Source organism: Streptomyces sp. NPDC050504, assembly GCF_044458065.1.
Lineage (GTDB): Bacteria > Actinomycetota > Actinomycetes > Streptomycetales > Streptomycetaceae > Streptomyces.
Genome location: NZ_JBITHO010000001.1, coordinates 571,084 through 594,415, shown reverse-complemented (window position 1 = coordinate 594,415; position 23,332 = coordinate 571,084). Strand labels below are relative to the sequence as shown.

Below are 23,332 nucleotides of genomic sequence, written 5' to 3'. Positions count from 1 at the left end.
ATGGGGGAAGCCTCACCGTCCGTCCGGACGGGTGCAACCGGTTATTCACCGCGAAGTGCACTCTTGTGCGAGTGCCCCGCAGAGGCTTGGGTGTAACGGCACGTGCCTTGACCGACCTCTGACCCGAAGGCGGCAAATGACCATGGAATCGGATGAGTTCAGGGACGAGGGGCCTCCCCTCGGCGAGGCGGAGGCGGAGGATCTGCTCCGATGTATCTGCTTCAAGACCGGACCGCCCCGCACCGTGGGCGTCGAGCTCGAATGGCTGGTGCACCACCTCGACCGGCCCCGTGAACCCGTCGACCAGGACCTGCTCGACACGGCGTACGGCGCCGTAAGGGCCCTGCCCCTCTCCTCATCGCTCACCTTCGAACCAGGCGGCCAGCTGGAGCTCAGCTCGCTTCCCGCCTCCACCCTGATGGCCTGCGTCGACACCATGGCCGCCGATCTGGCGGCGGTCCGCGGCGCGCTCGCCCCCTCGGGACTCTCCCTCGCAGGATTCGGCCTCGACCCCTGGCAGCCGCCGAACAGGCGCCTGCGGGACGCCCCGCGCTACAACGCCATGGAGGCCTACCTCGACCGCTCGGGCTCGGCTGGCCGCGCCATGATGTGCTCGTCCGCCTCGGTCCAGGTGTGCCTGGACGCGGGCCACGAGGAACCGGGGCCGCTGGGCTTCGGGCGGCGCTGGCAGCTGGCCCACCTGCTGGGCGCGGTGCTGGTGGCGGCGTTCGCCAACTCCCCCGCGTTCCTGGGCAAGGGCACCGGCTGGCGCTCGACCCGGCAGGCCATGTGGAGCGCGCTCGACCCGGTCCGCACGCTCGCGCCGCGCACCGGAACCGATCCGCGCGCCGACTGGACGGCGTACGTGCTGGACTCGCCCGTGATGTGCGTCAGGGCGCGGGACGGGGACGACGGGCCGTGGGCCGTGCCCAGGACTCTCACCTTCCGCGACTGGATCCGCTCCGGCGCGCCCAGGCCGCCGGTCCGCGCCGACCTCGACTACCACATCAGCACCCTCTTCCCGCCGGTCCGGCCGCGCGGCCATCTGGAGCTGCGCATGATCGACGCACAACCGGGCGAAGATGGCTGGATCGTGCCGCTCGCCGTGACCGCCGCGCTGTTCGACGACCCCGAGGCGTCGGAGACCGCCTACCGGACCGTCAAACCCCTTGCGGAGAGCGCCGGTTCGCATCCCGCGCCGCGCAATCCGCTCTGGGAGGGCGCGGCCAGGGGCGGCCTCGCCGACCCCGAGCTGCGGTCCGCCGCCGTCACGTGCTTCCAGCTCGCACTGGAGGCGCTGCCCAGGCTCGGCGCGTCGGGCGCCGTGCTGGACGCGGTGGCCGACTTCGCGGAGCGCAACGTACTGCGCGGACGATGTCCCGCCGACCACACGGAGAGGGAGCTCGCGCATGACAGGCACTGACCGTACCGGCGGCGCGCCCGGCGCGCGGAGCGCCGGAGGATCAGGCGGGAGCGCGGACTCCGAAGGGTCCGTGGACGCCGAGGCGCTGCGGGTGCGCGCCCTCGCCGCCCTGCTGGCGGCCCGGGAGCGCACCGGGATCCTCACGGACTCCGTGGACGACGGCGACCTCACCGCGCAGCACTCGCCGCTGATGTCGCCCCTCGTCTGGGACCTGGCGCACATCGGCAACCAGGAGGAGCAGTGGCTGCTGCGGGCCGTCGCGGGACACGGCGCCCTGCGGCCCGAGATCGATTCGCTGTACGACGCGTTCGAGCACCCCAGAGCGGTGCGTCCGACGCTGCCGCTGCTGGCGCCCGCCGAGGCGCGGACCTACGCGTCGGACGTGCGGGGCCGGGCGCTGGACGTGCTGGAGCGGGCCGAGCTGCACGGTTCGCCGCTGCGCGAGGCGGCGTTCGCGTTCGGCATGGTCGCCCAGCACGAACAGCAGCACGACGAGACGATGCTGATCACCCATCAGCTGCGGAAGGGGCCCGCCGCGCTCTCGGCGCCCGAGCCGCCGCGCGGTGACGCTTCGGCCCTGCCCGCCGAAGTCCTGGTCCCCGCGGGGCCCTTCACCATGGGGACGTCCGTCGAGCCGTGGGCGCTGGACAACGAACGCCCCGCGCACGGGCGCGACGTCCCGGCGTTCCACATCGACACCGTGCCGGTGACGAACGGGGCGTACCAGCGCTTCATCGAGGACGGCGGCTACGCCGAGCCGCGCTGGTGGGACCCCGCGGGCTGGGCCGCGGTCCGCGAGAACGGCCTGCGCGCCCCGCTGTTCTGGCGCCGCGACGGCGGGGTGTGGCTGCGCCGCCGCTTCGGGGTGACCGAGCAGGTGCCCGCCGACGAGCCGGTGCTGCACGTCAGCTGGTACGAGGCCGACGCCTACGCCCGCTGGGCGGGGCGCCGGCTGCCCGGCGAGGCCGAGTGGGAGAAGGCGGCCCGCCACGACCCGGTGTCGGGGCGTTCGCTGCGCTACCCGTGGGGGGACGAGGACCCCACGCCCGAGCGGGCCAACCTCGGCCAGCGCCACCTGCGGCCCGCGCCCGTCGGCGCGTATCCGGCGGGCGCGTCCCCGCTGGGCGTGCGGCAGTTGATCGGGGACGTCTGGGAGTGGACGGCGAGCGACTTCCTGCCGTACCCGGGCTTCGCGCCCTTCCCCTACCGGGAGTACTCGGAAGTCTTCTTCGGGCCCGCCCACAAGGTGCTGCGGGGCGGGTCGTTCGCGGTCGACGCGGTGGCCTGCCGGGGCACGTTCCGCAACTGGGACCTGCCCGTGCGGCGGCAGATCTTCGCCGGGTTCCGCACGGCCCGTGACGCGGCCCCCGGCGAGGGAGAGCAGAGCTGATGTGCCGTCACCTCGCCTACCTGGGCCCCGCCGTGCCCATCGGCAGCCTGCTGACGGCGCCGCCGCACGGCCTGCACCGGCAGTCCTGGGCACCGCGCCACCAGCGCCACGGCACGGTCAACGCAGATGGTTTCGGGGTCGGCTGGTACGCCGAAGGCGATCCCGTGCCCGGCCGCTACCGCCGCTCCGGGCCGATCTGGGCCGACCCCTCCTTCGCCGACCTCGCCCGAGTCGTGCGCACCGGGGCGCTGCTCGCCGCGGTGCGCGACGCCACCGAGGCGGGCGCGGACGGGGAGGCGGCGGCCGCGCCCTTCGCCTCGGGGCCCTGGCTGTTCAGCCACAACGGCGCCGTCAAGGGCTGGCCGCGCTCCCTCGCGGGACCGGCCACCGCGCTGCCCGCCGCCGAGCTGCTGAGCCTGGAGGCGCGCTGCGACTCGGCGCTCCTGTGGGCGCTGGTCCTGCACCGGCTGCGGGCGGGCGACGACGCGGGGCAGGCGCTCGCCGACACCGTCGCCGAGGTCGCCGCGGCCGCGCCGGGGTCCCGGCTCAACCTCCTCCTCACCGACGGCGAGACGGTCGCCGCGAGCACCTGGGGCGACACGCTCTGGTACCTCGCCGAGCCCGGCCGCCGCACGGTCGTCGCCTCCGAGCCGTACGACGACGACCCGCACTGGTGCGAGGTGCCGGACCGCACGCTCCTCGCGGCGACCCGCACCGACATCCTGCTCACCCCCCTCAAGGAGCCCACTGCGTGAGCCCGTTCCTGCTGACCCGCACCCTGCCCGACGACGCCACCGGCGCCGACCTGCGCGCCGACGTGCTGCACGGGCTGACCCGCACCCCCAAGACGCTGCCGCCCAAGTGGTTCTACGACGCCCGGGGCAGCGAGCTGTTCGACGAGATCACCCGCATCGAGACGTACTACCCGACCCGCGCCGAGCGGGAGATCCTGATCGCCCGCGCGCCCGAGATCGCCGCGATCACCGGCGCGCGGACCCTGGTGGAGCTGGGCTCGGGCTCATCCGAGAAGACCCGCCACCTCATCGGGGCGCTCCTGCCCGAGCTGCACAGCTACGTCCCGGTCGACGTCAGCGAGAGCGCCCTGCGCGGCGCGGCCGACGCGCTGCTGGCCGACCGTCCCGCCCTCGAAGTCCACGCGCTGATAGCGGACTTCACCCGCGGCCTCGCGCTGCCCGGCACCCCGGGGCCGCGCCTGGTGGCGTTCCTCGGGTCGACGATCGGCAATCTGCTGCCCGACGAACGGGAGGTGTTCTTGAAGTCGGTGCGCTCGCTGCTCGCGCCGGGCGACGCGCTGCTGCTCGGTACGGACCTGGTGAAGGCCGAGTCCGTGCTGGTGCGGGCGTACGACGACGCGGCCGGGATCACCGCGGCCTTCAACAAGAACGTCCTGGCCGTCATCAACCGCGAGCTGGGCGCCGACTTCGACCCGGACGCCTTCGAGCACGTCGCGCGCTGGGACGCGCGGCGGGAGTGGATCGAGATGCGGCTGCGCGCCCGCGAGGCGCAGACCGTGAAGGTACCCGAACTGGACCTGGTCGTGCGGTTCGACGCCGGTGAGGAGCTGCGCACGGAGGTATCGGCGAAGTTCCGGGGCGAAGGGGTGCGCGCCGAACTGGCGGCGGCTTCGCTGCGGCTCGATCACTGGTGGATGGACGAGGAGAGCAGGTTCGCGCTGTCGCTGGCGACCGCGGTCTGAGTCCGGACGGAGGCGGGCCGGGGCGCGGCGGGCCGGATCACGGCCCGCCGCGCCGCGTCCGCGAGGGCGCGGCGCGCCGCTCGGTGGGGCATGGGGATCAGGGTCGGATCCGCGGCCCCGATCGGGGGCAGTACCTCTATCTCCGCGCACAGCCCCGCCGTCCGTGCCACCCGCCACAGCGACGTCCCCAGCGGGTCGTCCCCGACGAACGCCGCCGCGCCCGTGGGCCGGTAGCCGATGCGTACGGGCTGGACGGCGGCGCCCGCGTCGAGCGCCGCCTGGAAGGGCGCGGCGCGGAACGGGCCGCCGTCGCCGCGCCCGCACCAGGTGGAGCCCTCGGGGAAGACGACCACCCGGGAGCCGCCCGTCAGCGCCGCCGCGATCTCGCGGACGGTGCCCGGCAGGGCGCGCAGCCGCTCCCGGTCGACGAAGAGGGTGCCGCCGAGCACCGCGAGCGGGCCGAGCACCGGCCAGCCCCGCACCTCGCTCTTGGCGAGCATCCGGCCCGGCAGCACGGCCGCGATCAGCGGTATGTCCAGCCACGACACGTGGTTGGCCACCACCAGTGCGCCCGCCGCGCCGTCCGTTTCCCGGATGTCCCCCAGGACCCGCACCCGGACGCCGAGCGCCCGCAGCAGGGCGCGCGACCAGAGCCGTACGGTCCGGTCGCCGCGCACCAGCGGGGCGCACACCGCGCCGAGCAGGATCAGCGCGACGGCCGCCACGAGCCTGGCCGCCGCGGTGCAGGGGCCGACGAGCGGCCACTGCCCGACGGCGCAGCCGCTCGGCGTGCAGGGCGCGGTGGGCAGCCAGGGGCCGCCGCCCGGTGTGCCGCTCATTGCGCCGGGGCGAGCGAGAGGAAGTGGCGCAGGTAGCGCGGGTTGGTGCGGCGCAGCGAGAGCAGCACGAAGAGGTCGGCGACGCCGAAGTCGGGGTCGTGCGCGGGCGCCCCGCACACCCAGGCGCCGAGCCTGAGGTAGCCGCGCAGCAGCGGCGGCAGCTCGGCGGGCGCGGCCGGGGGCACGTCCTGGGGCTGCCAGAGGCGGTGCGGCGTGACCCAGTACGGCTCGGGCGCGAGGTGCCGGTCCTTGACGGTGTGCCAGGTGGCGGACGCGGTGGCGCCGCCGTCGGCGAGGGGCACGGAGCAGCAGCCGGCGAGCCAGTTGTGCCCGGTGCGGGTCATGTAGCGGGCGAGCCCGGCCCAGACGAGGGCGATGACGGCGCCGTTGCGGTGGGCGGGGTGGACGCAGGAGCGGCCGACCTCGACGAGGTCGTCGCGGATCGGGGCGAGCCTGGTGAGGTCGAACTCGCCGTCGGCGTAGAGCCGTCCGGCGATCCTGGCGCGCTCGGGCGGCAGCAGCCGGTACGTGCCGACGACCTCGTCGCTCTGCGCCTCCCGTACGAGCAGGTGGTCGCAGTAGGCGTCGAACGGGTCGGTGTCGAGTCCGGGCTCGGGGCCGTCGAGCCGGGCTCCGAGTTCGCCCGCGAAGACCTGGAAGCGCAGCCGTTGGGCGGCGCGCACGTCCTCCTGGTCCCGGGCGAGCGAAACGCGGTAGCGGCTGTCGACGGCGGGGGCGAGGGGCAGCACGGTCATGGGGGTCTCCTGGCCGGTCATGGACGGCGGGGCGCCTTCTACTTCTTCCGTGACCGGCTGGATTCGAGATGACCGTGGCGGGGAGAGCGGATGTGGGACGGCTGAATGACGGGGGCGCGCGGAGCGGCCCCCGCGCCGCGCCCCCGTCAGCGGCGCGCGAGGAGGTCCGTGATGAGGTCCGACGCTTCCTTCGCGGCCTTCTTCGGGTCGCGTCCCTGGAGGACCGCCGTCATGTACGGCTTGATGGGGTTCTCGGCCTCCACGTCGGCCCAGCGCGGCGAGTTGGGCGTGGCGCGGCCCGCGGCGGCGGCCCTGGCCATCGCGGCGGGGCCCTCCTCGCCGTTGTTGACGTCGGCGAGCGTGGTCTTGTTCGGCACCACGTTCATGGCCTTGGCCAGCTCCGCCTGCCACTTCTCGCCCGCGAGCGCCTTGACGACCTCGATGCCCGCGGAGCGCTGCCGCGCCCGCTCGGGCACGATCAGGTCCGAGCCGCCGGTGAAGACGGAGCCCGGCCGCTTGGCGGTCTTGCCGGGGATGGGGAAGTAGCCGAGCTTGCCCTTGAGCGCGGGGTTGGCCTTCTCGATGCCCGCGGCGGAGCCGGGCACCGAGATGATCTGGGCGACCTTGCCCCCGGCGAAGACGCCGGACTGCGGGGGCTTCTCCTCGTCGGCGTCCTTGGGGCCGTCACCGAGAGCCTGCAACTCCTCGTAGAACTCCATGCCCTTGAGCGCGGCGGGGGTGTCCAGCGCGCCCGCCCAGTCGCCGCCCTTCTCCACGGCGAGCTGGCCGCCCTCGTCCCAGATGAAGCCGGAGAGCACGTACCAGTTCTGCCCGGCCAGGTAGATGCCCTGGTTGCCGTCCTTGTTGAGCTTCTCGGTCGCGTCGATCCACTCCTCGCGGGTCTTGGGCAGTTCGGTGATCCCGGCCTTCTCGAACAGGTCCTTGTTGTAGATGACGACGCGGTTGGCGGCGTACCAGGGGATGCCGTACTGCACGCCGTTGATGCTGCCCGGCTCGGCGAGGCCGGGCTGCCAGTCCTTGCCGCCGAGGTCGCGCATGGACTCCAGGGTCAGGTCGAGGAGGCCGCCGCTCTCGGCGTACTGCGCGACCTGGGTGTTGCCCACCTCGATGACGTCGGGCGTCTCGGCGCCCTTGGCGCCCGTGAGCGCCGCGGTCACCTTGGGGCCGATGCCGCCCCACTCCTGGATCTTGAACTCCAGCTCGACGTCCTTGTGCTCCTTCTCGTAGTCGGTGGTGAACCGCTCGATGAAGTCGTTGGACGCGCTGTCCTTCATGAGCCACACCGTGACCTTGGTGCGCCCCTTGCCGCCGTCTTCCAGGAGCCCGCAACCACCGATCGCCACGGCACAGACGATTGCGGTGGACATGGCAAGAATCCGATTGTTCACGTGGGTCACCTTCTGCGTTTCGGCATGGTCGAACCGGACCCGACGTGGGGGAAGCGGACAAGGCTCGCACGGGCTGTTTGGCTGGATTTTGGTATGTACCAATGTGCGGGTCAAGGGGCAAGGGTGACGGGAACGTCACGATGCGGAATCCGGCCCCGCCGCCCCGCCCGTCACCCCGCCCGACACCCCGCCCGTCGCACCGATCGGTTACGCCCCGGCGGACCTGGCGACCCGCTCGATCTTCGCGCGGTGGGCCGCACGGGCCTCCTCGTCGATCCGCTCCTCGTGTTCGGCGCGCACCCCGGTCCTGCCGTCGAGACCCTCGCGCAGGATGTCGGCGTGCCCGGTGTGCCGGGCGGTCTCGCCGAGGACGTGCGTCAGGACCGCGAACAGGTTCGTGTTGGGGTACGGCTCCGACCACCACGGCACGTGGCCGGGGGCGTCGAGGGGCAGCGCGTCGATCGTCGCGTCGGAGTGTTCCCACGTACGCCGGTAGAACCCGACGATCCCGTCGCGGGTCTCCTCCCCGGTCGCCCACCGGTCGCCGCCGTCGTGCTCCTGCCACCGGGGCAGCGGTTCAGGGGAAGGGCGGTCGAAGACCTCACCGAAGTACCTGGCCTCGACGGTGGCCACGTGTTTGACCAGGCCGAGGAGGTTGGTGCCGGTCGCCGTCAGAGGCCGGCGGGCGTCGTACTCGGACAGGCCGTCGAGCTTCCAGAGCAGCGCCGCCCGGTCACGCCGCAGTCTGCCGTGCAGGTTGTCCTTCGCGAATTCGTCGATCATGCGGCAGGAGCCTGCCACGGACCGCCCGCGGCCTCAAGATCACTTACGCGCTGCGCTCAGCTGGGGGGATCGAGGCGGAAACCGACCTTCACGCCCACCTGGAAGTGCGCGACCCGGCCGTCCTCCACGTGCCCGCGGATCTCGGTGACCTCGAACCAGTCGACCGAGTGCAGGGTTTCGCAGGCCCGGGAGATCCCGTTCTTGATCGCGGTGTCGACGCCTTCCGGGGAAGAACCCACGATCTCGGTGACTCGGTAGACGTGGTCCGCCATGACGACCTCTCCTTCGTTCCGATGCATCCACACTGCACCGGCGTCGGGGCGGCCGCTAGTCGAGGGATTCCCGCACCGGGGAAACGACGAGTCCCCCTCCAGGAGTGGCTGGAGGCCGTGCGGCGCAGCGCCGGGGCGTGGGTCGCCCATCGGCGCGCCCGGGGCCCGTCCTCATCGGGTGCGTGAGCGCGACGGCCCCGGACGCCTCACGTCCTGCCCTCGCGCTCCTGCGCGTCCTTCAGCGCGGCTGACGTGTCCGCCCAGCGGGCCCGTACCACCCGGAAGCCCGCCGCCTGCGCCGCGTCGCAGACCAGTTCGTCGTCGTCCACCAGCATCCGCACCTCGCGGGTCCGCGCGAGCCGCTTCAGCACCTCCAGCTTGGTGTGCCGGGCGGGCCGCCGGTCGTCGTTGCGGCGCATCCAGATCCGCCCCTCGGGCAGGCCCTGGGCGGCGAGCCACGCCTCCGTGTCCCTGCGGCACCGCTCGGGCCTGCCCGTCAGGTACACGACCTCGCACTCCCGCGCGCTCTCCAGCGCCAGCCGTACGCCCTCCGCGAGCGGCGGGTCCTGCGGGGCCGCCGCGAAGAAGGCGTTCCAGTCGCGCGGGCCGCGTTCGAGGTGGTGCTGCCGGTGCGCGCTGTCGGCGAGCGTGCCGTCCAGGTCGAACACCGCCAGTGGCCTGCTGATCTCCGTCATGTCCCCCACCCTAGGCAACGCCCGGGGCCAGGACGCGGGCGCGGCCGGGAATCCTGGCGGCCCCCGGGCGTTGACACCACTGTGAGCACGAACCTCGCGTCGACCCGCTTCTCCGTCCTGGACCGCTCCCGCATCCGCGAGGGCCACGACGGCCCCGCCGCGCTGCGCGACACCGTCGAGCTGGCCCGGCGCGTGGAGGCCCTCGGGTACCACCGCTTCTGGGTCTCGGAGCACCACTCGGTGCCCGGCGTCGCGGGCTCCGCGCCCACCGTCCTCGCCGCTGCCGTGGCCGCCGCGACCTCCCGCATCCGGGTCGGCACGGGCGGCGTGATGCTGCCCAACCACCAGCCGCTGGTGGTCGCCGAGCAGTTCGGCGTGCTGGAATCGCTGTTCCCCGGCCGCATCGACATGGGCCTGGGCCGCTCGGTCGGGTTCACGGACGGGATCCGCAGGGCGCTGGGGCGCGACAAGCACGACGCGGAGGACTTCGCGGGGCAGCTGCGCGAGCTGCTGGGCTGGTTCACCGGCGGCGGGCAGGTGCACGCCAGGCCCGCGGAGGGGCTGCGCGTCCCGCCGTACGTACTGGCGATGGGCGAGGGCGCGGCGATCGCGGCCGCTGCCGGGCTGCCGCTGGTCGTGGGCGACATCAGGGGGCGCGAGAAGATGCTGGCCGCGATCGAGCGGTACCGGGCGGACTTCCGGCCGTCCGACTGGGCGGCCGATCCTTACGTGATCGTCTCGGGCACGGTCGCGGTCGCCGGCACCGAGGAGGAGGCGCGGCGGCTGCTGGTCTCCGAGGCCTGGTCGGCGGCGTGGTCCCGGACGCACGGCGCGTTCCCGCCGCTGGCCCCCGCCGAGCGGGTCGAGGCGCTGGCGGCGTCCGGCGCGATGGGCGGGAAGGAGCGCGGCTTCTACGAGTCGGGGCTGAGCGGCCAGCTGTACGGCACGCAGGAGCAGGTCGCGGAGGAGCTGGAGCGGCTGGTCAAGGAGAGCGGCGCGGACGAGGTGCTGGTGACGACCAGCGCGTACGAGCGCGGGGCGCTGCTGGAGTCGTACGAGCGCCTGGCGCGCGTCGCGGGGCTGGGCGCCGGGGCCTGAGGGGACACGGCGTGCCCCGGCCGGGGGCGGCGGGGATCATAGGATCGGACCGTTTGACCGCCGCTCGTCCGCCGCGTGTCCGCCGCTCACCGGCCGCTCGTCGGCCGTTCGTCCGCCGCGCCCGCCTCCCCGCACCGTACGGAGCCCCCGATGCACCACCCCCACGATCCGTACGTACGGGTGCGCGACGCCCGCGAGCACAACCTCAAGGGCGTCGACGTCGACATCCCGCGCGACTCCCTCGCCGTCTTCACCGGCGTCTCGGGCTCCGGGAAGTCCTCGCTCGCCTTCGGCACGCTCTACGCGGAGGCCCAGCGCCGCTACTTCGAGTCCGTCGCCCCCTACGCCCGCAGGCTGATCCACCAGGTCGGGGCGCCGAAGGTCGGCGGGATCACCGGGCTGCCGCCCGCCGTCTCGCTCGAACAGCGCCGCTCGGCGCCCACCTCCCGCTCCTCCGTCGGCACGGTCACCACGCTCTCCAACTCCCTGCGCATGCTCTTCTCGCGGGCGGGCGACTACCCCGAGGGCGCCGGGCGGCTGGACTCCGACGCCTTCTCGCCCAACACGGCCGCGGGCGCCTGCCCGTCCTGCCACGGGCTCGGCCTGGTCCACCGCACCAGCGAGGAACTGCTCGTCCCCGACCCCTCGCTGTCGATCCGCGAGGGCGCGATCGCCGCCTGGCCGGGCGCCTGGCAGGGCAAGAACCTCCGCGACGTGCTGGACGCGCTGGGGTACGACGTGGACCGGCCCTGGCGCGAGCTGGAGCAGAAGGACCGGGACTGGATCCTCTTCACCGAGGAACAGCCCGTCGTCACGGTCCACCCGGTGCGCGAGGCGGGCCGCATCCACCGCCCGTACCAGGGCATGTACACCAGCGCGCGCCGCTACGTCCTGCACACCTTCGCCGACTCCAAGAGCCAGGCGCTGCGCGCGAAGGCCGAGCGGTTCCTGCACGCCGAGCCGTGCGGCGCCTGCGGCGGCAGCAGGCTGCGCCCCGAGTCGCTGGCCGTCACCTTCGGCGGCCGCACCATCGCCGAGCTTGCCGGGCTGCCGCTGACGGCCCTCGCGGAGCTGCTGCGCGCGGCGGGCGGGCCCGGGAACGCGACCGCGCGGCTGCTCACCGACGACCTGCTGGCCCGCATCGGGACGGTCACCGAGCTGGGCCTGGGCTACCTCAGCCTGGACCGCACCGCGCCCAGCCTCTCCTCCGGGGAGCTCCAGCGGCTGCGGCTGGCCACCCAGCTGCGCTCGGGGCTCTTCGGCGTGGTGTACGTGCTGGACGAGCCGTCGGCCGGGCTGCACCCGGCCGACACGGAGGCGCTGATCGAGGTGCTGGGCAGGCTCAAGGACGCGGGCAACTCGGTGTTCGTGGTGGAGCACCACCTCGACGTGGTGCGGGAGGCGGACTGGCTCGTCGACGTGGGCCCGCTGGCGGGCGAGCACGGCGGCCGGGTGCTGCACAGCGGCCCGCCCGCGGGGCTCGCGGACGTCCCGGAGTCGGCGACGCGCCGCTTCCTCTTCCCCGAAGGGCCCGCTCCGGTACGGGAGGTCAGGGCGCCGTCCGGCTGGCTGGAGCTGTCCGGGGTCGACCGGCACAACCTGCGCGGGGTGAGCGCGCGCTTCCCGCTGGGCGCGCTGACCGCGGTGACGGGCGTATCGGGGTCGGGGAAGTCCACCCTGGTCGGCGCGTTCACCGAGGAACTGCCGGGCGTCGAGCGGCTGGTGACGGTCGATCAGAAGCCGATCGGGCGCACCCCGAGGTCCAACCTCGCGACCTACACCGGGCTCTTCGACACCGTACGGAAGATCTTCACCGCGACGGATGAGGCGAAGACGCGGGGGTACAAGGCGGGGCGGTTCTCGTTCAACGTGTCGGGCGGGCGGTGCGAGACCTGCCAGGGCGAGGGGTTCGTGACGGTGGAGCTGCTGTTCCTGCCGACGACGTACTCCCCCTGCCCCGACTGCCACGGCGCGCGCTACAACCCCGAGACGCTGGAGATCACCCACCGGGGGCTGAGCATCGCCGAGGTGCTGGACCTGACGGTCGAGGCGGCGGCCGGCTTCTTCCGGGACGTCCCTGCGGCGGCCCGCGCGCTGGCCGCACTGCTGGACGTGGGCCTCGGGTACCTGCGGCTCGGGCAGCCCGCGACCGAGCTGTCCGGCGGCGAGGCGCAGCGCATCAAGCTGGCGAGCGAACTCCAGCGATCCCGGCGCGGCCACACGCTGTACGTGCTGGACGAGCCGACGACCGGGCTGCACCCGGCCGACGTCGAGGTGCTGGTGCGGCAGTTGAACGGGCTGGTCGACGCGGGCAGCACGGTGGTGGTGGTCGAGCACGACATGGCGGTCGCGGCGGGCGCGGACTGGGTGGTCGACCTCGGGCCCGGCGGCGGCGACGAGGGCGGCAAGGTGGTGGCCGAGGGGACGCCCGAGCAGGTGGCCGGGGCGGGAACGCGCACGTCGCCCTACTTGGCGCGGGCGCTGGGGCGCGGCTGAGGGGGCCGCGGGGGCGCGTCCGGTGGTGCCGCGCCCCGCACGATCAGTATCAGGACCCGGCCCGCGAGCAAGCTGACGGTCCGTCAATTACTGGCGCGTAGCGCGCTGTTCCCCCGGGTAACCCCAGTCCTACTCTCAAGTCACTCCGCACCTCCTCGCACCCCCCACACCACCGCTCGCCTTCACCCGAGGAGATCCCCATGGCACGCCACGCCACCCGTCCGCGCGCGCTTCTCACCTCGGCCGCCGCCCTGGCGGCCTCGTTCGGCCTCGCCCTGGCCAGTGCGGCCACCGCCGACGCGCTCTCGGCCGCTGCGGGCCCGACCACGGTCACCCCCGCCGGCCACCGCTTCTCCGCCACCCTCACCGGGAACGCCGTCTTCACGGCAGGCTCGACCACCATGACCTGTACGGTCTCGGCGTCCGTCCCCAGCACGGGCGCCAACAACCAGATACCGGCCGCCCCCGGCAACCACAACGCCGCGGGCCCGGTCTCGGCCCCCATCAACCCGCCCACGTTCAGCGGCTGTTCGACCAGCATCGGCGGCGTGAGCGTCACGGTCACCAGCAACGCGACCAACGGCAACTGGTCCATATCGGCGCAGCACGGCTCCCCGGTCACCGCCGGGCTGACCATCCCCAAGGGCGGCGTCGTCCTGAAGACCAGCGGCCTCGCCAGCTGCACCATCACGGCCTCGCCCACGGGCCCGTCCGCGGTCAACGGCACCTGGACCAACGGCGCCCCGTCCTCGCTGGCCATCACCAACGCGCCCGTGTCCGCGAACGTCACCGGCGGCTTCTTCTGCCCGACCGGCAACCAGACGGCGACGTTCTCCGCGAAGTACCAGGTCAAGGACGTCACCGACCCGGCCCAGCAGATCACCGTGACCGGCTGACACACCACAGTCCCCACCGGAACAGCCGTACGCGCCCCACGGGGGACGAGGGGCGCGTGCGGTGTCCGAGGGGCGGGCGGCGGCTAGCGGCCGACCTTCCCCGCCTTGAGGGTGGCCCGCAGGTACTCCTTGTTCATCGCGGCGATGGACGGCAGCGGGATCCCCTTCGGGCAGGCCGTGGCGCACTCGCCGGTCAGGGTGCAGCCGCCGAAGCCCTCGTCGTCCATCTGCGCCACCATGTCGAGCACCCGGGTCTCGCGCTCGGGCGCGCCCTGCGGCAGCACGTTCAGGTGGTTGACCTTCGCCGAGGTGAAGAGCATCGCCGAGCCGTTGGGGCAGGCCGCCACGCAGGCCCCGCAGCCGATGCACTCGGCGTGCTCGAAGGCGAAGTCGGCGTCCGGCTTGGGCACCGGCGTGGCGTGCGCCTCCGGCGCCGCGCCGGTCGGGGCGCTGATGTAGCCGCCCGCGCCGATGATCCGGTCGAAGGCGGAGCGGTCCACCACCAGGTCCTTGACGACCGGGAAGGCGGCGGCGCGCCAGGGCTCGACGTCGATGGTGTCGCCGTCCTCGAAGGACCGCATGTGGAGCTGGCAGGTGGTGGTGCGCTCGGGTCCGTGGGCGTCGCCGTTGATGACCAGGCTGCACGCGCCGCAGATGCCCTCGCGGCAGTCGTGGTCGAAGGCGACCGGCTCCTCGCCCTCCACGATGAGCTTCTCGTTGAGGGTGTCGAGCATCTCCAGGAACGACATGTCCTCGGAGATGCCGTCGACGTAGTACGTCGCCATGCCGCCGTCGGTGGCCGCGTTCTTCTGGCGCCAGACGCGCAGGGTGAGCTTCATGCGTAGCTCCGCTGAGTGGGGTGGACGTATTCGAAGGTCAGCTGCTCCCGGTGGAGCACGGGAGCGGCGCCGGTGTCGCTGAACTCCCAGGCGGCGGCGTACGAGAACCGCTCGTCCTGCCGCGCCGCCTCGCCGTCCTCGGTCTGGGACTCCTCGCGGAAGTGACCGCCGCAGGACTCCTCGCGGTGCAGCGCGTCGAGGCACATCAGCTCGGCGAGCTCCAGGTAGTCGACGATCCGGTTGGCCTTCTCCAGCGACTGGTTGAACTGCTCGCCGGTGCCGGGCACCTTGATGCGCCGCCAGAACTCCTCGCGGATCTGCGGGATCCGCTCCAGGGCCTTGCGCAGCCCTTCGGCCGTGCGGCCCATGCCGCAGAACTCCCACATCAGTTCGCCGACTTCGCGGTGGAAGGAGTCGGGGGTGCGGTCGCCGTCGACGGCGAGCAGCCGCTCCAGGCGGTCGGTCGTCTCGGCGAGCGCGGCGGTGACCGCCGGGTGGTCGGGGGCGATCTCGTCGCTGTGCGGATGGCGCGCGAGGTAGTCGTTGATGGTGGACGGCAGGACGAAGTAGCCGTCCGCGAGGCCCTGCATCAGCGCGGAGGCGCCGAGGCGGTTGGCGCCGTGGTCGGAGAAGTTGGCCTCGCCGATCGCGAAGAGGCCGGGGATCGTGGTCTGGAGGTCGTAGTCGACCCACAGGCCGCCCATGGTGTAGTGCACGGCGGGGTAGATCCGCATGGGCGTCTCGTACGGGTCCTCGGCGGTGATCCGCGCGTACATGTCGAAGAGGTTGCCGTACTTGGCCTCGACGGCCGCGCGGCCCATGCGGGCGATGGCGTCCGCGAAGTCCAGGTAGACGCCCTGTCCGCCGGGGCCGACGCCGCGTCCCTCGTCGCAGACGTTCTTGGCGGCGCGCGAGGCGATGTCGCGCGGGACGAGGTTGCCGAAGGACGGGTAGATGCGCTCCAGGTAGTAGTCGCGCTCGTCCTCGGGGATCTCGTTCGCGGGCCGGTCGTCGCCCTTGGCCTTCGGCACCCAGATGCGGCCGTCGTTGCGCAGCGACTCGCTCATCAGCGTCAGCTTGGACTGGTGCTCGCCGGTGCGCGGGATGCAGGTGGGGTGGATCTGGGTGAAGCAGGGGTTGGCGAAGTAGGCGCCGCGCCGGTGGGCCCGCCACACGGCGGTGGCGTTGGAGTTCATGGCGTTGGTCGACAGGTAGAAGACGTTGCCGTAGCCGCCGGTCGCCAGCACCACCGCGTCCGCGAAGTACGTGGAGATCTTCCCGGTGATCAGGTCGCGGGCGACGATGCCCCTGGCCCGGCCGTCGACGACGACCAGGTCCAGCATCTCGGTGCGGGGGTGCATCTCGATGTTGCCCGCGGCGATCTGCCGCGACAGCGCCTGGTAGGCGCCGAGCAGCAGTTGCTGGCCCGTCTGGCCGCGCGCGTAGAAGGTGCGGGAGACCTGGACGCCGCCGAAGGAGCGGGTGTCGAGGAGGCCGCCGTACTCGCGGGCGAAGGGCACGCCCTGGGCGACGCACTGGTCGATGATCTCCACGGAGATCTGCGCGAGGCGGTGGACGTTGGACTCGCGGGCGCGGAAGTCGCCGCCCTTGACGGTGTCGTAGAAGAGGCGGTGCACCGAGTCGCCGTCGTTGCGGTAGTTCTTCGCGGCGTTGATGCCGCCCTGCGCGGCGATGGAGTGGGCGCGGCGCGGGGAGTCGGAGAAGCAGAACTGCACGACGTGGTAACCCTGTTCGGCGAGGGTCGCGCCGGCCGAGCCGCCGGCGAGCCCCGTACCGACCACGATGACGGTGTGCTTGCGCCGGTTGGCCGGGTTGACCAGCTTCGCCTCGAAGCGGCGCCTGTCCCAGCGCTCGGCGATCGGCCCGTCCGGCGCCTTGGTGTCGACGACCGGTGCGCCGGTCGCGTAGTCCTCGTAGCTCACTTCAGTCCACCAATCCGGTCATGACGGCGACGGGCACCGCGAGGAAGCCCGCGGTCAGCAGCAGCGCGAGGCCGTTCGCCAGGACCTTCAGCACCAGTTCGCGGCGGGCGTTGCCGACGCCCAGGGTCTGCGCGGCGCTCCAGAAGCCGTGCCGGACGTGCAGGCCGACGGCGAGCATCGCCACGATGTAGATCGTGTTGCCGTACCAGGTGGAGAAGGTGTCCACGATGTTCTGGTACGGGCGGCCGTGCTCGAAGCCGTCCGGGTGGACGGTGCCCGTGGTCAGGTCGAGGATGTGCCAGACGATGAACAGGGCCAGGATCACCCCGCCCCAGCGCATGGTGTGCGTGGCGTAGCTCGCGCGCCGCCGCTTGTGGCGGTAGGCGGTGGGCCTGGCGCCGCGGTCCAGCTTGCTGAGCTGGTACGCGGCGACGCCGTGCGCCAGGACGGCGGCGACGAGCCCCAGCCGCAGGATCCACAGCGCCCACTCGTAGTGCAGCAGGGGGTCGCCGATGGTCCGCAGCCAGTGCGCGTACTCGTTGAACTCGCCCGCCCCGAAGAAGATCTTGAGGTTGCCGAGCATGTGGGCGACGAGGAAGCCGAGCATCGCCAGACCGCTGACGGCCATCACCGTCTTCTTGCCGATGGTGGAGCGCCAGAACAGCACCACGCGCGGCGTCCTGCGGGCGGGACGCCGCGGTTTGGGGGGTTGTCGGTCGGTCCGCCGATCCGTTGCCAGAGCCATGGCGCAGACGCTAGGGCTCAGCCCCCTCATCGGTCCAAGAGATGATGCAGCTCATTTCCATAGCCTCTGCCTATCATCCCTTATCGTGGGCTCATGCAGTTCCAGCAGCTCGCTTATTTTGTCTCGGTCGCTGAGACCCAGCACTTCACCAGGGCCGCCGAGCACATGCACGTGGCCCAGCCCTCGCTCTCCCAGCAGATCAAGGCACTGGAGAAGGAGCTGGGCGCCGAGCTGTTCGTGCGCGCCCGGGGCAACATCTCGCTGACCGACGCGGGCGAGGCCCTGCTGCCGCTCGCGCGGCGCATCCTCGCCGACACGGACACCGCGCGCCGCGAGGTCCAGGAGCTGGTCCAGCTGCGGCGCGGCCGGGTCAGGCTCGGCGCGACGCCGAGCCTGTGCACGGGCCTGCTGCCCGGCGTGCTGCGCACGTTCCACGACCTGCACCCGGGCATCCAGCTGCTGATCGAGGAGGGCGGCTCGCACGACCTCGTGCGCCAGCTGGCGCGCGGCGCGCTCGACCTGGCGCTGGTGGTGCTGCCGCTGCCCACCCCCTCCCCCGCGCTGACCACGCGCGAGCTGCTGCACGAGGACCTGGTGGTGGTGTCGTCGGCCGCCGCGGCCGCGCCGCGCCGCCCGGTGCGCATCGCCGACCTGCGGGACCAGCCGCTCGTGATGTTCCGGCACGGCTACGACCTGCGGGAACTGACGGTCGCCGCGTGCCGCGCCGAGGGGTTCGAGCCGTCGTTCACGGTGGAGGGCGGCGAGATGGACGCGGTGCTCGGCTTCGTCCGGGCGGGGCTCGGCATCGCGGTGGTGCCCCGCATGGTCGCCGCGCAGGCGGGCCGCGAGCTGCGGGTCACCGCGCTCGCGCGGCCGGGCCTGCGCCGTACGATCGCGCTCGCGCACCGCAGCGACGTGGCGCCGCCGCGCGCGGCGCGCGAGCTCCAGCGCGTCCTGCTGGCCACGCCGCTGCCGTAGGAGCCCGCTACCGCGCGAGGTTCAGACCGCGTCCGCCAGCAGCAGGGAGTGGATGCGGTCCGGGGCGCCGGGCCGCGCGTAGTACCAGCCCTGCGCGGTGTCGCAGCCCAGCTCCCGCAGCTGCTCCGCCTGTACGCCGGTCTCCACGCCCTCCACCGTCACCGCGAGCTCCAGGCTGTGCGCGAGCGCCACGATGCCCTCGACGATCTTCAGGTCGACGGGGTCGGCCGGGTGCTGCTGCATGCCCCGGGTGAACGAGCGGTCCAGCTTGAGGACGCTCACCGGCAGCCTGCGCAGGTTGGCGAGGTTGGAGTAGCCGGTGCCGAAGTCGTCCAGGGCTATGTCCACGCCCATCTCGGAGAGCTGCCGCAGCGGCTTCAGCAGGCCCTCGTCGGCGCCGATCAGCGCGGACTCGGTGACCTCCAGGCAGAGCGCGCCGGGCTCCAGGCCCCAGCGCTCCAGGACGTCGACGGTGTCGGCGACCAGGCCTGGGTGGTGCAGCTGGGTCGGCGAGAGGTTGACGTTGATCCGCAGCGGGCCGCCGTCGCTGTGCCGGGCGGTCTGCTGCTGCCAGCAGCGCGCCTGGCGCACGGCCTCGTCCAGGACCCAGCGGCCCAGCGGCACGATCAGCCCGGTGTGCTCGGCGAGCGGAATGAACCGGTCGGGGCCGAGCACCCCGTGCTGCGGGTGCGACCAGCGCACCAGCGCCTCGGCGCCGTGCACGCTGCCGTCGCCCAGGTGCACCAGCGGCTGGTACTCGATGAAGAACTCGCCGCGCTCCAGGGCGGCCGGGAGCGCGTTGGTCAGACCGTGCCGGGTGATGACGCGCGCGTCGGCCTCCGGGTCGGCCAGCTCGAAGCGGTTGCCGCCGGCGTTCTTCGCCCGGTACATCGTGATGTCGGCGCTGCGCAGCACCTCCGCCGGGCTGCGCTCGCCGCCCGCGGGGCCCTCCACGATGCCGACGCTGCCGCGCACGGTCAGCTCGCGGCCGTCGAGCCGGATCGGGGTGGCCAGCGCGTGCAGGATGCGCGAGGCCAGCTCGTCCACCTCGGACTGGGTGTCGGTCCCGGTCGTCAGCGCCACGAACTCGTCGCCGCCGAGCCTGGCGACCATCTCGCCGGGCGCGGTGGCGCAGCTCTGCAGCCGGTCGGCGACCTCGACGAGCAGCCGGTCGCCCGCGGAGTGGCCGAGGCTGTCGTTGATCGCCTTGAAGCCGTCGAGGTCCAGGTAGCACAGGCCGAAGCGCATGCCGTCGCCCGCGCTGAGCGCCTTCTCCAGGCGCTCGAAGAACAGCGTGCGGTTGGGCAGCCCGGTGAGCGCGTCGTGGGTGGCCTCGTAGCGCAGCCGCAGGTTGAGCAGCCTGCGCTCGGTGGTGTCCTCCATGAGCGCCAGCTGGTACTGGGGCCTGCCCTCGGCGTCGCGCAGCAGCGAGACCGTGAGGTTGGTCCACAGGACGGTGCCGTCGTTGCGGTAGAACGCCTTCTCGGTGCGGAAGTCGTCGCGCTCGCCGCGGACCAGCTCGTCGTGGAGCCGCCAGACGTGCGGCCCGTCCTCGGGGTGCACCCAGGCGTGCACCTTGCGGCTGCGGACGTGGTTCTCCAGGCCGCCGAACATCTTGGTGAGGGCGCCGTTGACCTCCAGGATGTTGCCTTCGAGGTCGGCGATGCCGATGCCGACGGCGGCGCCCTCGAAGACCGCCCTGAAGCGCGCCTCGGTGGCGTGCAGGGCGAGCTCGGCGTCCGTGCGGGCGGCGAGCGCCGAGCGGGCGATGGCCTCCTGCTCGGACAGCGTCCGCTCGCGCAGCGCCTGGGCGAACCCGGCGGCCAGCGCGTGCTGGAGCCGGGAGCAGCGGGCGCGGATCTCGTCGGCGGGCAGCTCGGACCCGTCGGCCGTACCGGCGTCGCCGCAGTACAGGACCAGGTAGGAGTCGACGACGCCGAGCGAGCGGCTGAGGACCTCGGGGTCGGTGCAGTGGGCGGCGATCAGCTCGGCGCCGACCTGCTGGGCGGGCGCCGCGTCGAACGGCCTGGCGTGCAGGGCGTCGCTCAACCGCCTGGCCAGCGGCAGGAGGTGGCTCTCCAGCTCGGGCCTGGTCATCGAGGTCGTCGTCGAGGGGAAGATCGCCCGGCTCCAGATGGTGGCGAACCGTCTGAGCCGGTCCTCGGAGCTGTCCGGCTGCCCCTCGGTGCCCGTCGGCTGTGCGGGGATGCTCAAGGCTTGCGACCCACTCCCGCGAAGCCCGAATAGGCGTACGGATCCTCCAGGACCATCGGGTCCTCGGGCCGCCAGTCGGGCATCGCCACCAGGCCCGGCTCCAGCAGCTCGTAGCCGTCGAAGAAGGCGGTGACCTCTTCGCGGGTCCGCATCACCAGCGGGTTCTTGATCTTCTGGTAGACGCCGACGGCGCCGCCGGCCCGCTCCTCGGTGAGCGGCACGCCCTCGTAGGAGGCGTGGGTGATGACGATCAGGCTGCCCGGCGCGAGGGCGTCGCGCAGTTCGGCGACCGCGCCGTAGGGGTCGTCGGAGTCCTCCAGGAAGTGCAGGACGGCGACGAGGAGCAGGGCGACCGGCCGGTCGAGGTCCAGCAGTCCCGCGACCTCCGGGCTGTTCAGGATCTCCTGGGGCTTGCGGAGGTCGGCGGGGGCGATGACCGCGCGGTCGTTGTCCTCCAGGACCGCGCGGCTGTGGGCGACGGCGACCGAGTCGTGGTCGACGTAGGCGACCTTGGCCCCGGGGTCCGCGCGCTGCGCCACTTCGTGGACGTTGCCGAAGGTGGGGATGCCGGAGCCGATGTCGAGGAACTGCGTGACGCCCTCGCCGATCGCGTGGTGCACGGCGCGGCGCATGAAGGCCCGGTTCGCCTGCATGATCTTGGGGAGTCCCGGCATGAACTCCATTGCCTTGCGGGCGGCTTCCCTGTCCACCTCGAAATTGTGCGAACCGCCCAGGTAGTAGTCGTACATTCGAGACACGCTCGGCACCGAAATGTCGATGCCCTGAGGTGCCCAGGCGGGACGCTCCATCAATGTCTCCAACTACTCGCCACGGCGATGTGCGGTCGTGGCCATGTCCCCTTGTCCATGGCCGGTGTCCGAGCCGAGGCTACTGATCGTCCGGCAGGAGAGCGAGCGGAAACGGAAATTCGCGATCCGTTATTCGTCACACACCGCAGGCATGGACGGCCCGCCACTCCGCATGAAGGGTAGCGGCGGGCCGTGCGGGGCTCCCGACTGGGGTCGTACGGGGGCTACTTGGGCGCACCGACGAGCTTGCCGTCGGGGGCCACGGCGAACCAGGTGCCGCCCACGCCCTGGCCCTTGGTGTCACCGGGCGCCGCGTCCCCCGAGAAGGTGTAGAGCGGCCAGCAGTCGACGGTCTGCTGCTTGATCCCGTCCGGGCGGTCGAAGACCACATATCCCTTACGCGTAATGCCCTTGGTGTCATTCTTCGCGACGGGTTCGACCACCGGCCACTTCTTCAGGCACTCCCCCGTGCACGCGGACTTCATGGGCCACGCGGAATCCTTCTTGAACCGGTAGACGGTCATTCCTTCGGAGTTCACCACGATCTCACCGAGACGGGGGTCCTTGCGTACGGAGAGTCCCGGCCGGTCCGCCTCTCCCGCGCCGCCCGCACCGCCGGGCGCGGCCTTCTTGCCGTCGGGGGCCACGGCGAACCAGGTGCCGCCCACGCCCTGGCCCTTGGTGTCACCGGGCGCCGCGTCCTTGGCGAAGCGGTACACCGGCCAGCCGCCGACGGTCAGTTGCGCGCCTTCGGGACGGTTGAGGGAGCCGAAGGCGGAAGCGTTCGTTCCGGCCGGGGCGACCGCGCCTTCGGCGGCCGCCGCAGGCCACGCCTTGAGGCAGTCGCCCGTGCAGTTGGAGGCCGAGGGCTCGGCCGTGTCCTTGTCGAAGCGGTAGAGGGTGAAGCCCGCGCTGTCGGTGAGGAACCGGCCGAGCTTCGGATCCTCGCGCACGGCGAGCGCACCCGCGGCCTTGAGCGGAGCCGCTCCGCTCCCGCTCCCGTACCCGTCGTCGCTGCCGTAGCCGCCCGCGGCGGGGCGCGCGTTCCCCGCGCCCGCGGCCTTCGCCGCCCCGCCGTCCTTGCCCGAGCCGTCCTCCTGCCCGCACGCCGTCGTCAGGGCCAGCAGGGCCGCCGCGGTCGCCGCGGTCGCCGCGAGCGGTGCGCCACGCTTGATCCTCATGTCAACTCCCCTTGTTCGTACGCCAGTTGGAGCCTGAACCGGCTCCGCTCCCGGCCATGAGTACGTAAGGGACGCGCCCGTGCGTTCAACGCTGCGCCGCCGCGTTTCGAAAACGCTCCCGGCCCCGCCAAACGGATGGTCACGCAGTCTCGCTCGATATGAGGAACTTTTCGCGTTTCCCCGCACACCGGCAGGGGAAGAGGATCATGCTCCTCGGCGTGTCTGGATCATTCGCCTGCGCATCGCGCATTCCCGGATCGGCCGTCGCGCGGACCCTGTCCGCCCTCGCGCTCGTCTGGCTGCTCGCCCTGCCCGCTCCGGTCTCCGCCGACAGCTGCGCGGTCGCCTCCACGGGTTCGGGCACAGCCGTGGCGGGCGACTGCAAGCCGAAGCCCACCAAGCCGCCGAAACCCACGAAGCCCCCGAAGCCCACCCCCAAACCGCCGACCGGGCGGCCCGCGCCGCCCGCGCCCGGCCCGCCCCCGCGCCCCGCGCCGCCCTCCGCTCCCGCGCCGCCGCCCGAGCGCCCGGCGCCCGCACCGCCCCGACCGGCCCCGGCGCCGCCGAAGGCCGAACCGCCCGCGACGCCCAGGCCGCCCAGGCCCGTACCGCCGTCGCCCGCTCCCGCACCGCCCGCACCGCCCGCGCCACCCGCACCGTCCCCACCGCCCGGCGCGCCCGCGCCGCCGCGCGCCTCGGCCGCGCCCGTCGCGTACCCCGCCTACCGCGCGGCCGCCCGGCGCAAGCCGGCCGACGGCCCGTCCGTCCTGCACGTCACGTTGATGGTGATGGCACCCGCCGTACTGGCCGCCGCCGTACTGCGCCCCCGTTCCTCCCGCTGATCCGGCGG

21 protein-coding genes are annotated in these 23,332 nt (G+C 73.0%); 9 read left to right on the top strand and 12 right to left on the bottom strand.

The annotated features are described in order from the left end of the window. Positions 1-142: 142 nt before the first annotated feature. From egtA to egtD, 4 genes are read left to right on the top strand one after another with little or no spacing between them, the layout of a single operon-like run. Complete coding sequence (egtA, locus tag ACIBNE_RS02550; protein ID WP_399270021.1) at positions 143-1,423, top strand: ergothioneine biosynthesis glutamate--cysteine ligase EgtA; 1,281 nt, start codon at positions 143-145, stop codon at positions 1,421-1,423. Further along, complete coding sequence (egtB, locus tag ACIBNE_RS02545; RefSeq protein ID WP_399268658.1) at positions 1,410-2,813, top strand: ergothioneine biosynthesis protein EgtB; 1,404 nt, start codon at positions 1,410-1,412, stop codon at positions 2,811-2,813. Before egtA ends, egtB begins: the two co-directional genes overlap by 14 nt. Continuing rightward, positions 2,813-3,568, top strand: a complete 756-nt coding sequence (egtC, locus tag ACIBNE_RS02540) for an ergothioneine biosynthesis protein EgtC (protein ID WP_399268656.1) — start codon at positions 2,813-2,815, stop codon at positions 3,566-3,568. The genes egtB and egtC overlap by 1 nt, the downstream gene beginning before the upstream one ends. Beyond that, positions 3,565-4,530 (top strand): L-histidine N(alpha)-methyltransferase, encoded by a 966-nt coding sequence (gene egtD, locus ACIBNE_RS02535; RefSeq protein ID WP_399268654.1) that lies wholly within the window; start codon positions 3,565-3,567, stop codon positions 4,528-4,530. The genes egtC and egtD overlap by 4 nt, the downstream gene beginning before the upstream one ends. Here egtD and ACIBNE_RS02530 read toward each other — a convergent pair. From ACIBNE_RS02530 to ACIBNE_RS02505, 6 genes are all read right to left on the bottom strand, one after another. Beyond that, on the bottom strand, positions 4,473-5,369 hold the full coding sequence (locus tag ACIBNE_RS02530; RefSeq protein WP_399268652.1) for a lysophospholipid acyltransferase family protein: 897 nt from the start codon (positions 5,367-5,369) through the stop codon (positions 4,473-4,475). The two genes, egtD and ACIBNE_RS02530, sit on opposite strands and share 58 nt — an antisense overlap. Continuing rightward, positions 5,366-6,124, bottom strand: coding sequence for a GNAT family N-acetyltransferase (locus ACIBNE_RS02525; RefSeq protein ID WP_399268650.1), 759 nt, complete (start codon positions 6,122-6,124; stop codon positions 5,366-5,368). Before ACIBNE_RS02525 ends, ACIBNE_RS02530 begins: the two co-directional genes overlap by 4 nt. Positions 6,125-6,270: 146 nt before the next feature. Then, positions 6,271-7,533: an extracellular solute-binding protein gene (locus ACIBNE_RS02520; protein WP_399268647.1), complete on the bottom strand. Its 1,263-nt coding sequence runs from the start codon at positions 7,531-7,533 to the stop codon at positions 6,271-6,273. Positions 7,534-7,740: 207 nt separating this feature from the next. After that, a complete protein-coding gene (locus ACIBNE_RS02515) occupies positions 7,741-8,316 on the bottom strand; it encodes a DinB family protein (RefSeq protein ID WP_399268645.1) in 576 nt (191 codons plus the stop codon). 56 nt (positions 8,317-8,372) lie between these two features. Next, on the bottom strand, positions 8,373-8,588 hold the full coding sequence (locus tag ACIBNE_RS02510) for a dodecin (RefSeq protein ID WP_399268643.1): 216 nt from the start codon (positions 8,586-8,588) through the stop codon (positions 8,373-8,375). A gap of 206 nt (positions 8,589-8,794) precedes the next feature. Further along, on the bottom strand, positions 8,795-9,283 hold the full coding sequence (locus tag ACIBNE_RS02505) for a haloacid dehalogenase-like hydrolase (RefSeq protein ID WP_399268640.1): 489 nt from the start codon (positions 9,281-9,283) through the stop codon (positions 8,795-8,797). Positions 9,284-9,364: 81 nt separating this feature from the next. Between ACIBNE_RS02505 and ACIBNE_RS02500 the strand changes: the two genes are divergently transcribed. From ACIBNE_RS02500 to ACIBNE_RS02490, 3 genes are all read left to right on the top strand, one after another. Then, a complete protein-coding gene (locus ACIBNE_RS02500; RefSeq protein WP_399268638.1) occupies positions 9,365-10,381 on the top strand; it encodes an MsnO8 family LLM class oxidoreductase in 1,017 nt (338 codons plus the stop codon). 150 nt (positions 10,382-10,531) lie between these two features. Next, positions 10,532-12,877: an ATP-binding cassette domain-containing protein gene (locus ACIBNE_RS02495; protein WP_399268635.1), complete on the top strand. Its 2,346-nt coding sequence runs from the start codon at positions 10,532-10,534 to the stop codon at positions 12,875-12,877. 200 nt (positions 12,878-13,077) lie between these two features. After that, positions 13,078-13,773: a hypothetical protein gene (locus tag ACIBNE_RS02490; RefSeq protein ID WP_399268633.1), complete on the top strand. Its 696-nt coding sequence runs from the start codon at positions 13,078-13,080 to the stop codon at positions 13,771-13,773. A gap of 83 nt (positions 13,774-13,856) precedes the next feature. On the opposite strand, the gene ACIBNE_RS02485 is transcribed toward ACIBNE_RS02490, so the two are convergent. The 3 genes from ACIBNE_RS02485 to ACIBNE_RS02475 are packed head-to-tail and all read right to left on the bottom strand — an operon-like array spanning position 13,857 to position 17,300. Continuing rightward, entirely contained in the window at positions 13,857-14,612 is a 756-nt protein-coding gene (locus ACIBNE_RS02485) for a succinate dehydrogenase/fumarate reductase iron-sulfur subunit (protein WP_399268631.1), read from the bottom strand. Continuing rightward, positions 14,609-16,555 carry a fumarate reductase/succinate dehydrogenase flavoprotein subunit gene (locus ACIBNE_RS02480; protein ID WP_399268628.1) on the bottom strand — a complete coding sequence of 649 codons (1,947 nt, stop codon included), beginning with the start codon at positions 16,553-16,555 and terminating at the stop codon, positions 14,609-14,611. The genes ACIBNE_RS02485 and ACIBNE_RS02480 overlap by 4 nt, the downstream gene beginning before the upstream one ends. Position 16,556: 1 nt before the next feature. Beyond that, on the bottom strand, positions 16,557-17,300 hold the full coding sequence (locus ACIBNE_RS02475) for a succinate dehydrogenase cytochrome b subunit (RefSeq protein ID WP_399268626.1): 744 nt from the start codon (positions 17,298-17,300) through the stop codon (positions 16,557-16,559). A 93-nt stretch (positions 17,301-17,393) separates the two neighbouring features. Here ACIBNE_RS02475 and ACIBNE_RS02470 point away from each other — a divergent pair, with 93 nt between their 5' ends. Further along, positions 17,394-18,278, top strand: a complete 885-nt coding sequence (locus ACIBNE_RS02470; protein WP_399268624.1) for a LysR family transcriptional regulator — start codon at positions 17,394-17,396, stop codon at positions 18,276-18,278. A gap of 21 nt (positions 18,279-18,299) precedes the next feature. Here the strand turns inward: ACIBNE_RS02470 and ACIBNE_RS02465 are convergent, their stop codons facing one another. The 3 genes from ACIBNE_RS02465 to ACIBNE_RS02455 form a co-directional block, all read right to left on the bottom strand. Continuing rightward, positions 18,300-20,492 carry a putative bifunctional diguanylate cyclase/phosphodiesterase gene (locus tag ACIBNE_RS02465; RefSeq protein ID WP_399268622.1) on the bottom strand — a complete coding sequence of 731 codons (2,193 nt, stop codon included), beginning with the start codon at positions 20,490-20,492 and terminating at the stop codon, positions 18,300-18,302. Next, positions 20,489-21,301: an SAM-dependent methyltransferase gene (locus ACIBNE_RS02460; protein ID WP_399268620.1), complete on the bottom strand. Its 813-nt coding sequence runs from the start codon at positions 21,299-21,301 to the stop codon at positions 20,489-20,491. The genes ACIBNE_RS02465 and ACIBNE_RS02460 overlap by 4 nt, the downstream gene beginning before the upstream one ends. Positions 21,302-21,525: 224 nt before the next feature. Continuing rightward, on the bottom strand, positions 21,526-22,482 hold the full coding sequence (locus ACIBNE_RS02455) for an SCO0930 family lipoprotein (RefSeq protein ID WP_399268618.1): 957 nt from the start codon (positions 22,480-22,482) through the stop codon (positions 21,526-21,528). Between the two features lie 218 nt (positions 22,483-22,700). Between ACIBNE_RS02455 and ACIBNE_RS02450 the strand changes: the two genes are divergently transcribed. Then, positions 22,701-23,324, top strand: a complete 624-nt coding sequence (locus ACIBNE_RS02450; RefSeq protein WP_399268616.1) for a hypothetical protein — start codon at positions 22,701-22,703, stop codon at positions 23,322-23,324. Positions 23,325-23,332 lie beyond the last annotated feature (8 nt).